Source organism: Kocuria sp. 2SI, assembly GCF_005502825.1.
GTDB lineage: Bacteria > Actinomycetota > Actinomycetes > Actinomycetales > Micrococcaceae > Kocuria > Kocuria palustris.
The window spans coordinates 96,961-109,068 of the sequence record NZ_SCNB01000011.1; the positions used below are offsets into that span (position 1 = coordinate 96,961).

Annotated in this window: 11 protein-coding genes; 5 read left to right on the plus strand and 6 right to left on the minus strand. The window is 69.4% G+C overall.

Annotated elements, in window-relative coordinates:
• Window positions 1-31: 31 nt before the first annotated feature.
• Window positions 32-778 carry a hypothetical protein gene (locus FFS25_RS08205; RefSeq protein WP_137802520.1) on the plus strand — a complete coding sequence of 249 codons (747 nt, stop codon included), beginning with the start codon at window positions 32-34 and terminating at the stop codon, window positions 776-778.
• Here FFS25_RS08205 and FFS25_RS08210 read toward each other — a convergent pair whose 3' ends face one another.
• Window positions 779-2,359: a helicase HerA-like domain-containing protein gene (locus FFS25_RS08210; protein ID WP_249933825.1), complete on the minus strand. Its 1,581-nt coding sequence runs from the start codon at window positions 2,357-2,359 to the stop codon at window positions 779-781. It lies immediately after the preceding gene.
• Between the two features lie 350 nt (window positions 2,360-2,709).
• On the opposite strand from FFS25_RS08210, the gene FFS25_RS08215 reads away from it, so the two are divergent.
• Window positions 2,710-3,369, plus strand: coding sequence for an SDR family oxidoreductase (locus tag FFS25_RS08215; protein WP_040560767.1), 660 nt, complete (start codon window positions 2,710-2,712; stop codon window positions 3,367-3,369).
• Window positions 3,370-3,551: 182 nt separating this feature from the next.
• Complete coding sequence (locus FFS25_RS08220) at window positions 3,552-5,000, plus strand: sugar porter family MFS transporter (protein ID WP_137802522.1); 1,449 nt, start codon at window positions 3,552-3,554, stop codon at window positions 4,998-5,000.
• Between the two features lie 57 nt (window positions 5,001-5,057).
• On the opposite strand, the gene FFS25_RS08225 is transcribed toward FFS25_RS08220, so the two are convergent.
• Together FFS25_RS08225 and FFS25_RS08230 are read right to left on the minus strand one after the other, a co-directional pair.
• Window positions 5,058-6,425, minus strand: coding sequence for a galactokinase (locus FFS25_RS08225; RefSeq protein WP_137802523.1), 1,368 nt, complete (start codon window positions 6,423-6,425; stop codon window positions 5,058-5,060).
• A 58-nt stretch (window positions 6,426-6,483) separates the two neighbouring features.
• A complete protein-coding gene (locus FFS25_RS08230) occupies window positions 6,484-7,755 on the minus strand; it encodes an FUSC family protein (protein WP_137802524.1) in 1,272 nt (423 codons plus the stop codon).
• Window positions 7,756-8,014: 259 nt separating this feature from the next.
• Here FFS25_RS08230 and FFS25_RS08235 point away from each other — a divergent pair, with 259 nt between their 5' ends.
• Both FFS25_RS08235 and FFS25_RS08240 read left to right on the plus strand, forming a co-directional pair.
• Window positions 8,015-8,710: a DUF6318 family protein gene (locus tag FFS25_RS08235; RefSeq protein WP_137802525.1), complete on the plus strand. Its 696-nt coding sequence runs from the start codon at window positions 8,015-8,017 to the stop codon at window positions 8,708-8,710.
• A gap of 593 nt (window positions 8,711-9,303) precedes the next feature.
• A complete protein-coding gene (locus FFS25_RS08240; protein WP_137802526.1) occupies window positions 9,304-9,795 on the plus strand; it encodes a hypothetical protein in 492 nt (163 codons plus the stop codon).
• Window positions 9,796-9,798: 3 nt separating this feature from the next.
• Here FFS25_RS08240 and FFS25_RS08245 read toward each other — a convergent pair whose 3' ends face one another.
• From FFS25_RS08245 to FFS25_RS13415, 3 genes are all read right to left on the minus strand, one after another.
• Window positions 9,799-10,482, minus strand: coding sequence for a DinB family protein (locus tag FFS25_RS08245; protein ID WP_349654420.1), 684 nt, complete (start codon window positions 10,480-10,482; stop codon window positions 9,799-9,801).
• Entirely contained in the window at window positions 10,392-10,937 is a 546-nt protein-coding gene (locus FFS25_RS08250; RefSeq protein WP_137802527.1) for an S-layer homology domain-containing protein, read from the minus strand. Before FFS25_RS08250 ends, FFS25_RS08245 begins: the two co-directional genes overlap by 91 nt.
• A gap of 25 nt (window positions 10,938-10,962) precedes the next feature.
• The coding region (locus tag FFS25_RS13415) for an SGNH/GDSL hydrolase family protein (protein WP_171004142.1) at window positions 10,963-12,108 on the minus strand (1,146 nt) is incomplete at its 5' end.

Below are 12,108 nucleotides of genomic sequence, written 5' to 3' on the forward strand. Positions count from 1 at the left end.
AGCGGTGCTGGCGCTCACGGGGGCGGCCGCGATGATGCTGAGCGGATGCTCGGCGGTCAGCAGCTCGCCGTCGGGCGGGCAGGGCGCGCAGTGCTCGTCGCCCGCAGCCATGGACGTCCAGGTCACGGCCGATTCGGGCAGCGATCAGCTCACGATCACGACCGCTGGCATCGGGGGCTCGGCGCTGCGCACCGAACCCTCCGACGAGGCGCAGGACGCGCCCGACGGCGACATCCCTCTCCGCGAGCTGCCGCCTGGCGTGCATGTGCGCATCGCCGATCTGGACGACGGTGAGATCGTGCGCACCGAGGTGCTCACCGGCGGGATCGCGCACACCGAGGCTCTCGAGGAGGGCGAGTACGCGGTCGGACTGGTGTCCGTGGACTCCTCCGGCCGCATCTCCGGGCTGGCGAGCTCGCGGGTCGTCGTCGGCGAGAGCGGCGGCGTGATCAGCGATCCGGCGCTCGATCAGTCGAGAGGGCTGTCACTCGAGGAGCTCGAGATCGATGAGGGCAGCGCGGTGGCAGTGCTCGCCGAGCAGGAGGGTGCACCGGGCCCGGCGCAGTGGTGGCTCGAAGGCCCGGGGCAGCAGGGCAGCGGACGGGTCGACGACGACGGCAGAGCCCGCCTGGGCGAGGTCGCCGATGGCACTCACACGCTGATCCTGCTCGAGGAGGATGCGGACGCCCCGGGCATCGCCCAGCGAGCCGCCAGCTGCCGGTTCGGCGTGAGCGACGGAGAGCTCACGACGCCCGGGCAGGCCGAGGGCTCCTCCTGATCAGCGGCGCCGCCGCGCGGTGCCGAACAGCGTGCGCGTGATCTCCCGGCCCAGGACGGTGCCGGCCGAGCGCATCATCGAGCGGACGGCGGGGTTGTCCAGGAAGCCGCCGCCGTCGCCGCGGTCGTGACGGTCATCGTCGCGGCGCTCCGTCTGCGGCTTCGCCTCGCGGGCGGGACGGTCGTCGTCTACAGACGAAGGCGCCTCTTGGTCCTGGCCCTTCTGCAGGCGGGCCGTGAGGATCTCGTAGGCGGACTCGCGGTCCACGGCCTCCGAGTACTTCGGCGCCAGCTGCGAGGACGAGATCACCGAGTCGAAGACCTGCTCCGGGGCGGTGGCCATGAGGCTGCGAGGCGTGCGGATCCGGGTCCAGGCCACGGGGGTGGGCGCGCCGGTCTCGGAGAGCACGGTCACGATCGCTTCGCCGGTGCCCAGCTGGGTCAGCAGCTCCTCGAGGTCGTACTCGGACTTGGGGTAGGTGCGAGCCGTGGCCTTGAGGGCCTTGGCGTCGTCCGGGGTGAACGCGCGCAGCGCGTGCTGGACGCGGTTGCCGAGCTGCCCCAGGACGTCGCCGGGCACGTCCTTGGGGGTCTGGGTCACGAAGAAGATGCCCACGCCCTTGGAGCGGATCAGGCGCACCGTCTGCTCGATCGCGCTCAGGAATGCCTTGGAGGAGTTGTCGAAGAGCAGGTGGGCCTCGTCGAAGAAGAACACCAGCTCCGGCTTCTCGGGATCGCCGAGCTCCGGCAGGTCCTGGAAGAGGTCCGCCAGCAGCCACATCAGGAACGTGGAGAACAGCTCGGGGCGGCTGGCCACCCCCGGCAGCTCGAGGCAGGAGATGATGCCGCGGCCGTCCTCTGCCCTGCGCAGCAGGTCGCGGGTGTCGAACTCGGGCTCGCCGAAGAAGACCTCCGCGCCGCCGTTGGCGAACGTGGTCAGCTGCCGCAGGATCACGCCGGCGGTCTGCTTGGAGACGCCGCCGATGCCCTGAAGCTCGTCCTTCCCCTCCTCCGAGGTCAGGTGCATGATGACCTCGCGCAGGTCCTTGAGATCCAGCAGCGCCAGACCGGCCTGGTCGGCGTAGTGGAAGATCAGCCCCAGGGCGGACTCCTGGGTGTCGTTGAGACCCAGGACCTTGGACAGCAGGACCGGGCCGAACGACGTCACCGTGGTGCGGATCGGAACGCCCCTGCCCTCGCCGCCAAGGGCCAGGAACTCGACCGGGGAGGCCGTGGGAGTCCACTCCTGGCCGGTGCTGCGGGCGCGCTCCGTGATCTTGTCGCTGGGCTGGCCCTCCGCCGCCAGCCCGGAGAGATCGCCCTTCATGTCCGAGAGGAAGACGGGGACCCCGGCTTCCGTGAGCTGCTCCGCCATGGCCTGCAGGGTCTTGGTCTTGCCCGTGCCGGTGGCTCCCGCGATCAGCCCGTGGCGGTTCATGGAACCCAGGGGCAGGCCGACCTGCGCGTCCGGGACCGGGGTGCCGCCGGAGACCGCGGCCCCCAGGTTCAGGGCTGGTCCGGAGAAGGCGTAGCCGGAGCGGACGGCGTCGAGCTGGGCATCGTCATGCGTCTGATCAGTCACGGCGCCGAGCCTACACACGAGTGCTTTCCGACGGCAGGGCTGTGCACCGTCCGCCGCACGCGCTCAGGGCGAGTCCGACGGCCAGGGCGAGGGCGGCGAGGGTGCGGCGTCGGGCGGGGGCCGACGACGTCCGGGGGGAGGTGAGGGAGGACTTGCGCCTATCCTGCCGCCCGATCACCCCTGATGCCGCACTTGAGCACGGACATGACGACCGAGCACGTCACGCTCGCGAAGGGGTGGTGCGGCCGTCGGCGAACACCCTTCATCGCGGCGAGGGGCGGAGGCATGATGGAGGCATCACTCGAGGACGGGGACGGGTCTCGAACCGCCCCCGGGAAACGGAGCAGATCATGACGAACATCGCGATCATCGGCGGCCACGGCAAGGTCGCGCTGCGGCTGGCTCCCCTGCTGGTCGAGGCGGGCGACGAGGTCACCTCGTGGATCCGCAGCCAGGACCAGGTCGAGGACATCGAGCAGACCGGGGCCACCGCCAAGGTCCTCGATGTCCAGCAGCTGTCCACCGAGCAGCTCTCGGACGAGTTCGAGGGCGTGGACGTCGTCATCTGGTCCGCCGGCGCCGGCGGCGGCGACCCCGAGCGCACCTGGGCGGTGGACCGCGACGCCGCGATCCGCACCATGGACGCCGCCGAGAAGGCCGGCGTGGGCCGGTACGTGATGGTGTCCTACCTGGGCGCCGGTCCGGATCACGGCGTGGACGAATCCGACGACTTCTTCGCCTATGCCGAGGGCAAGACCCAGGCGGATGAGCACCTGAAGAAGTCCTCGCTGCGCTGGACCATCCTGGGCCCGGGAATGCTGACCCTCGACGACGCCTCCGGGAAGATCACCGTGCTGCCCGAGGGCCAGCAGCCGGACAACGCCGACACCTCGCGCGCGAACGTCGCCGCTGTGGCCCATGCGGTCCTGTCGGACGACACCACGATCGGGCGCAAGATCAACTTCGTGGACGGCGACACCCCGATCGCGGAGGCTATCTCCGCTTCCTGATCAGGGCGCCTGCAGAAGGCGCACGGTCACGACGATGGCCGCGAGCGAGTTGGAAGCTCGTTCGCGGCCGTCGTCTGCCATGCAGGGACCGGCCCCGGCGCGTGCCATCTCGAGGATCGGGCTAGTGTCAGTCTCCGAAGACGCGGGACATGGAGGTTCCGCGAGGTCGCGGAGGATTGAGAATGAGTCAGGTGCGAACCGGTCGGGCGCAGGGCACAGGCCTGCCTCCCCTGACGTCCGGGAAGCATTCGCGCTTCCTGGACAAGCTGGTGGTCATCGCGACCTTCGGCGGCCTTCTCTTCGGCTACGACACCGGCGTGATCAACGGCGCCCTGGGCCCCATGTCGGAGCCTGGGGCGCTGGATCTCTCCCCGATGGAGCAGGGCGTCGTGACGTCGTCGCTGCTGATCGGCGCCGCAGTCGGCGCGATCATCGGCGGGCGCTGCTCGGACCGTTGGGGACGTCGGCGCACGATCCTGGCCATGGCGGTCCTCTTCTTCGTCGGCGCCCTGGGTTGCGTGCTCGCCCCGACAGCCGGTGTCATGGTGGCCTTCCGCGTGGTCCTGGGCCTGGCTGTGGGCGGAGCCTCGGTCACCGTGCCGGTCTATCTCTCGGAGATGGCCCCCACCGAGCGCCGCGGGGCCATGTCCGGGCGCAACGAGGTCATGATCGCGGTCGGTCAGCTGCTGGCGTTCCTGATCAACGCGATCATCGGCAGCGCGTTCTACGAGGTCCCCGGGCACTGGCGCGTGATGCTGGCCGTGGCCGCGCTGCCAGCCCTGGCGCTGTTCTTCGGGATGCTGCGCATGCCGGAGTCGCCGCGCTGGCTGCTGGCCCAGGGCGACCGCGATGCCGCGCTGAAGGTCTTGGAGCGGGTCCGCACTCCGGAGCGCGCCAAGGCAGAGCTCGTGGAGGTCGAGGAGCTGGCCGCTCGCGATGCGGCTGAGCACGAGGGCGGGCTGGCGACTCTGCGCACCGAGCCCTGGGTGCGCCGCGTGCTGCTGATCGGCATCGGCGTGGCCGTGTCCCAGCAGCTCTCCGGCATCAACTCCGTCATGTACTACGGCACGCTGCTGCTGGAGCAGGCGGGCTTCTCGTCCTCGGCCGCCCTGATCGCCAACGTGGCCAACGGCGTGATCGCCGTGATCGGCATGCTCACCGGCATGGCCCTGATCGACAGCGTGGGACGACGACGGCTGATGATCTTCGGCTTCACGGGCATCACGTCCATGCATCTGCTGATCGGGCTGAGCGCCCTGCTGTTGCCCGAGGGGCTGGGGCGGGCGATCTTCATCCTGATCTTCGTGGTGCTGTTCGTGGGCTGCATGCAGGCCTCGATCGGCTTCGGCGCGTGGATCATCCTGGCCGAGATCTTCCCGCTGAAATTCCGCGGGGCGGGCATCGGGATCTCGGTGCTGATGATGTGGCTGGCCAACGCCACAGTGACCCTGCTGTTCCCGCAGGTGGTCTCGGCCACCGGCATCACGGTGACGTTCTTCCTGTTCGCGGCCCTGGGCGCGGCATGCCTGTTCTTCTTCTGGCGCTTCGTCCCCGAGACCAAGGGCCGCTCGCTCGAGCAGATCGAGGAGTCCTTCGCCGGTGGGGAGCTGAAGCGGATCCACCCCCGCTGATCGCTCGATCGCACTGCTCGGCGCCGTCGGTCCCCGGACCGGTGGCGCCGCCGCGTGTCAGCTGCAGCCCATCCCGGCGAGCTCCAGGCAGTCCCGGCAGACCACGTGGCCCGAATCGGCGGGCCTGAGGTCCAGGAAGCGCACGCTGGGCAGCTGCGCCCGGACGACGGCTGCGGCCACGGCCTGCGTGACGGCCTCCACGTTGCGCTCCGGGACGAGCATGAGCACCGAGCCGCCGAAGCCGCCGCCGATCAGCCTTGCGCCGTCGGCGCCGGCGGACAGCGCTGTGTCCACGATGAGGTCGGCGGCGGCGAACGAGGCCTCGGCGTCGTCGCGCATGGAGGCGTGTCCGCTGGTGAGGATCCGCCCGACGGCGCAGGGGACCGAAACCCCCGTCTCGCCGGCGAGCAGGGCGTCGATCTGCTCGGAGCGGAGCATCTCCGTGAGGGCGTGGCGCAGGCGGCGGAAGGCGTCGCCGGGGTCGCGGCCCTCGAGCTGCTCGGCGGTGGGCGCGGCATCCTCCCAGCGTCGCAGGACGGTCTCGACGTCGTCCTGGGACGGTGTCTCCGGCAGGAGGTCCCGCAGGCGGTCGGCGCCCAGGAATCGGGCGGCTGCCTCGGCGTCCAGGCGGCGGGAGGAGAACTCGTGTCCGCCGAGCCAGTGCGGCGTGCGCGTGTCCACGCCGATCAGCCGGTGCCCATCCAGCAGCGCGTCGGCCGAGCGGTAGGTGATCGAGAAGTCGCGGCAGTCCAGGGAGACCACCTGGCCGGCGTGGGAACGCAGGCTCGCGGTCTGATCCAACCCGCCGGTGCTGGCACCCACCACGCGGACCTCCGCCATCATGCAGGCGTGGGCTAGGGCTGCGCGGCGGGCGTCGTCGTGCTCGTCGGAGCCGGTGATCATCCCCGCGAAGGCGAGGATCGAGGCGCACTCCAGCGCGGCCGAGGACGACAGGCCGCCGCCCACGGGAAGAGTGGAGCGGATCAGCATGTCGGCTCCGAAGCCCTCGGGGATGCTGATCCCGGGGGTGCACTCCGCGACCTCGTGCAGGCCCCACAGGGCGCCGGCCACGTAGCCGGTCCAGCCCTCGGGACGGCCCGGGCCGATGTCCTCCACGCGGACCTCGACGATCCCCTCGTCCAGCGTGGGCTCCAGGGTGCGCATGCGCAGGAGGCCGTCGGTGCGCGGTGCTGCAGCCACGAGCGTTCCGTACGGCAGGGCCATCGGAAGGCAGCGCCCGCCCAGGAAGTCGATGTGCTCTCCGTTGAGGTTCGCGCGGCCCGGGGACTGCCAGATGCCTTCCGGCCTGCGGCCGAAGACCCTCTCGAAGTTCTCGAGACCGCTGCGCGCGATCACCGCATTGTCGGGGTGCGGCACCCATTCGGGCGCGACAGATCCCGGCTCCGCGGGGTGGGGCTGGTGCACTGGGGCCTCCTGGTGCTGAGAAGTGCGCCCCACTCTAGACCCGGTGCCGGACGCGCTATCAGCGCAGGCGCCGCTCGTGCTGCGTGCCACTGCCCTGCGCAGTGCGCCGCGGTCGGAACGACCGGCGCGGCTTGGGCGGCGGGTTCGACGCGCCGTGGGTCGTGACCACCTGCAGAACGCGCTCCAGGTCTGTGCCCACGGTGACCAGCCACCAGTGGTCCCAGGTGTTGCGCATCTCGAGGTTCTCCAGGACGTTCGAGAGATCGCTCACCCGCGCACGGGCCCGCGCGGCCAGGATCTGGACCTCGTCCTTCTCCTCGTCGTCCAGGTTCAGCGGCACGATCGACAGGGAGGTGGTCATGGTTGAGAACGACTCGGTGTCCACCTTCCATGCCACGCGCATGACCTCGGCGACGGCGCGCAGCGTGCGCTCGAGCTCGCGGGAGACGTCGGCGGGGACCACCATGTGGGAGCCGTCCTCGGCGAACAGCCTGCGCAGGGCGTCGGTGAGGTCGCGCATGTAGAAGGAGACGTGCTCCACGCGGATCAGACGGGCCAGACCGGGGTCCTGACCCTTCTTGTTGGGCAGCATCATGCGCGGGTTGCCCTTGGCGGTGGAGGCGGTGGCTTCGACGACGCCGCGGACCTCCGCGGCGACCGAGGCGAGCTGGTAGTTGACCTCCACCCAGTCGGTGCGCGAGGTGGAGCCGGGCGTGCGGACCTCCATGGCGACGTCGCGCAGGTAGAACACCATCAGCCGTTCGATCCGCCCCAGCTCCAGGGAGGCGGAGCGGAAGTCGACGGGCTGAGCCACCACGTAGTTCACGATCAGGCCGATCGTGGCGCCGGTGGCCATCTGGACGATGTAGCCCAGCGAGTAGTTGTCGGCGTTGGGCCCGCCCACCACCAGCACGAACAGCGCGGTGATGGGGATGTAGTCCGCCCCGGCCCCGAACCTGCGGACGCCCGCCAGGATGACGCCGAGGGCGATGGCGGGGAACAGGGTGATGACGACCGGCCACGGCGTGAGCTGGACCAGAAGGGCCAGGATCATGCCCACGCCCAGCCCCAGCAGCGTCTGCCCTGCAGTGCGCAGGGAGCCGGCGAGGCTCGGGTACATGGCCACGAGCGCGCCCAGCGGGGCGTAGTAGGGGTACTGCGCCACGACGCCCGGCATGAACGGAGCGACCATGTAGGCGAGCATGCAGGCCAGCGCCGCCTTCAGGGCGAGCAGCAGGCGCGACGAGTTGATCGTGCTGTTGTGCCAGGGGCGCAGCAGCGAATCATCGTCGTCGCGCGAGGCCGACGACGGCCTGGGGGAGAAGCGCACGGCAGTCCTGTTCAAGCGGGGGGCGAGTGCCCGGGATCAGATGCTTGAGAGGCGTGAGAAGAGATCTACGCGCCGGTCACTTTAGCGGTCCGCATGGCCTCGGGTCGATGGGTGCAGGCGACGGATTTCTGCCGTGACTGTTCATGAAGATTCGACCCGTGACCTGCTGTGACGCACGTTCATCCGGGTCATCCACAGGTCTCGACGACCCCCTGTCGTGACGCTGTGGCTGCGGCCTACGATCACGACACTTGTCGTCATGCACCTGAGACTGCAGGGGCATCGAGCCGGAGGCCATCCGATGATCGCGAGATCCCTCGTCCTGCCTGCCACCGCAATGGTCGCAGCAGTGCTGCTGACAGCTTGCGCCCCGACGGACGACGGCCCCGACGCCTCCAGCAGCACGGCCTCCGAGGCGGCCTCTTCCTCGTCCTCCTCCGAGGCGTCGGCCGAGAAGACCCCGGGCGCCGATGGCGAGTACGTGGAGGCATCCGCCGACGGGCCTGCCCAGAACGTCCCCAAGCCCCAGAAGCCGGCCCTGGCCGATGAGGAGTCGTACGAGGGGGCCCAGGCCTTCCTCGACTACCTGGCCGACGCGCGCGCATATGCCTATCAGACGGGTGACACCACTCTGATCCGGGAGATCACCGCGGAAGAATGCGGCAATTGCTACGAAGAATATGACGACATTGACGCGATTTATGAAAGCGGGGGGTGGGCCTCTGCGGGGCGTGATGAATTGGATATCATCGACAAGGATATGCCGGTTAATTCTTACGGATTCCCGTCGCCGCGTGTAAGTAATGGGTATGAGGGGATGACAGTTTGGGGGCCGAATGGGGAGGTTGAGGAAAAATATCCACCCATTGACCCCAAAGACAGTGTGGTTTATGTCCACATGGCTCATGCGGATGACGGGTGGGTATATGTTTTGTCTACGGACGAACCCGCGTGAGCCAGGACTTCGTGCGTGGTCTGTTGGTCGTCGGCCTAATCACGCTGGCCCTAGCTGCTCTTGACCCAAAGGAAGCGATAGCTGATCCCGGGGAACGGGGTGGACGAAATTTCGCTAATGGATCATACGCGTCGTCTGCAGAGGCACTTGGGGGGTCTGTTGATATCCGTATACGATCGAATGGTGGAGGGGCAAGCCCTTCGGTTTCTAGGCCTCAATCTCGCAGTGACATGCCTCCTCCCGTTCAAGAGATAGGTGTGGGGGGTGAAGCAGGGAGTTGGGTCGAGGAAGAGGGTGAGCTTCGCGACAGAATGCTCCGCCAGTTCGCCGTTCAGAGCAACTATGATGATCGTCTTGCCGGAGGGGCGAATCGTTCGACACCTTCGGCTGATCCCGGCAACTACTCCTTGGTCGACCTCTGCGCGGGAGGTTCGAATGCCGAAGCGTGCGAGGCGAGGGAGTCCTGCACCCTTCTCGATGGATCACAGGGGCAGAACCTCTATGTCGAATACGCCGAGCCTGGGGCTGAAGCAAAGAGGGCCACAAGGCCCATCTGCTCGCCAGCGGATCAGGTCCCCGAGGGCGATGAGCCCATGCCGCTGCCGGTCTTCACCGTCGAGGACCTCCGTCGGCTCGAGGTGAGTCCGGCGGTGACTGCGGTGGAGCCGGAGCCGGACACGCTCGTGGGCCTGCACACCAACATGTACGCCTCAGCGGAGGACCAGGTCTTCGACACCGAACTGGCGGGCTTCCCCGTCCAGGTGCGAGTGACCCCGGTGTCGTACACCTGGGACTACGGCGATGGGACGACCTTCGGCCCCACGGAGCTCAGCGGCGGTCCGCTTCCTGCGGGATCGTGGGATGAGCCCACCGATACGAGTCACCAGTACGCCGACACCGGCGACGTGTCGGTGGTGCTGACCACGGAGTTCTCGGGCGAGTACTCGATCAGCGGAGGTCCGTGGCTGCCGGTCGACGGCACCAGCACGGTCACCAGCGACCCCGTCGCACTGAGCGTCTGGCGCTCGACCGTGCGCAACTACGCCGACGACTGCTTCGAGAACCCGGGCGGAGCCGGCTGCTGAGCCTCAGCCGCGATGGGCCCAGAGATCCCGCAGCAGCGCGACCTCGGCCAGATGGTGAATCACCTCGCGGTTGATGTGCAGGACCAGGTCAGCGAAGGGCCGATCGCCCCACGGGCCCTCGGCCGGTCCGCACGGCTGCTGCATGCGCTCGTCGTCCACGCTGCGCAGGCCGTCGAGCCAGCGCTCGACCTCGCGATCGAGCTGGGCGAGGGCCTCGTCGGCGGTGCCCGCGAACTTCCACGTGCCGTAGGAGGCCTCGGGGTCGTCGAAGTGGCTGTGGCTGCGCGCGGCCAGCACGCCCACGATCGCGTGCCCCAGCCGCCACGAGATCGTCGTGAACGGCTGCGGCTGCCCCTCGACGAGGTCGAAGTCGATGACCAGGTCACCGGCCCCGGCCTGGTGTGCGGTGCGCTGCTCGTCGGCGGAGTGCACCGTCCACGCCTGCTGGTCATCGCCGGTGGGGTCCCAGAGGAGCTCCTCGTCCGTGAGTCCCTCCAGTCGCGGGCGCAGCAGGTTCTGCCAGTGCCACTGCAGCTGCTCGACGGCGGCTGGGGTCAGGGGATTCGTCGTCCTGCGGACGACGATCCCATGCGGCCTCAGCCCACGGCCAGGTCGAAGCGCCTGATGAACGCCGCCATGGCATTGCGCGCTGTGGACTCCAGCGGGCGGAAGGTCCCGTCCGCCCAGCCGGTGGTGATCCCGACGCTGCGGGCCCAGCAGATCTCCTTGTAGAACGCGGAGCGCGGCGTGAGGTCCCGGAAGGGCGAGCGAGCCGGTGCGGCGAACGCCGGAGACCCGGCCGCGCGGTAGAACAGCGCGCAGGTGGCATTGCGGTCGATCGGGTCCAGCGGGTGGAACGTGCCGTCGCTCCAGCCGTTGAGCAGACCGCGCTCCCGCGCCCAGCACATCTCCCGGTAGAACTGCTGGCCGGGGCGCACGTCGGTGAACGGCGATCGCCCCGGCGCGGTGAAGTCCGGCGAGCCGGCCATGCGGTGGAACACCGCGGCCATGGCGTCGCGCTTGATGGTGCTCAGGGGCCGGAAGGTGCCGTCGCCCCAGCCGCGGAGGTAGCCGAGCTCGGAGACCCACCCGATCTCTGCCGCGAAGGCGGATCGGCTGCTGGTGTCCCGGAATGTCGCCATGAGGAGTCCTTTCGGGGTCGTCGGCTCAGTACCAGCCGAGAGCGCGCAGCTTCTCGGCGATGGCGGTCGCGACGATCAGGTAGCCGAAGCGGTTGAGGTGGTAGCTGTCGCCCTTGAGCTCGAGCGGGGCCATGCCCCATGACGCACGCTGACGGTCGGCTGCCGTGGAGCCGATGCTGTAGCGGCGCAGCTCGGGATGCTGCCAGCGCTGCGGATCCGTGAGCACGGCATTGATGTCCAGGTACTGAGCTCCGTATTCGCGGGCATAGGTCCGGTTGACGGTGTCCACCTGGCCGTAGGCGGCGGTGCCCGGGACGTCCAGGAAGTTCTTCCAATGCCCTAGGACGAGCGTCGACTCGGGCTCCACGTCATAGGCGGCGCGGGTATCGGCCAGGACGCGATCGATGTCGCCGATGTTGTTCTTGCCCATCCACAGCAGGTGCGTGCTGCCGCGGTGTCGCGCCTCCAGGTCGGTCACCCAGCGGGAACGAGCCGAGACGCCCACGTGCACGGGGGAGCCGGCGGAGGCGCGGCGGATCTCCACCTTGCGGTGGGTGCCGGGGACGTATCGCAGATCGAACGGAACTCCGTCGATGGTGCCGGGGTAGGAGCGACCGGACTCGGGCACGCGGCGATCCAGGGTGGGCAGAACCAGGGTTCCGGAGGCGGGAAGCATGCCGGCCGCGCCCATGTAGCGGAAGTCCGGGCGCGCTGCGGCCTTCTCGGAGCGGGTCATCAGGATCTCCGGCGACCGAGCGGCGGGCGTGGCCTCCGAGGTGACGGTCGTTCCCAGCTGTTTCGCGAGCTCGGTGTCCAGATGGACCACCCGGAAGCCGTCGGTGATGGCGCTGGCATAGGAAGCGGCCGACGAGCTGCCCCACAGCACGATCGGCCGCTCGGCGGCCGAAGCCTGCGTCGCCGCTGCCCCGGCGGCGCTGACGGTGAGGGCCGCCGCCGTGGCTGCCAGGACTGCGCGGCGTGAGGGGCCGTGTCCGGCGGCGGTCGAGGACAGGGCGGCAGGGCGCCGGGGCCTTCCTGCGGCGTGGGGGGTCATATGGGCGATGGGCTTGTCCAGGTCCTCGTGATCGACGGTGCCGTCGGGCGCGGTCTTCACGACGCGCACGCGCAGCCCGGCCAGCACCGCGGAGGCGGCGTTGGTGCCGTGGGCCGA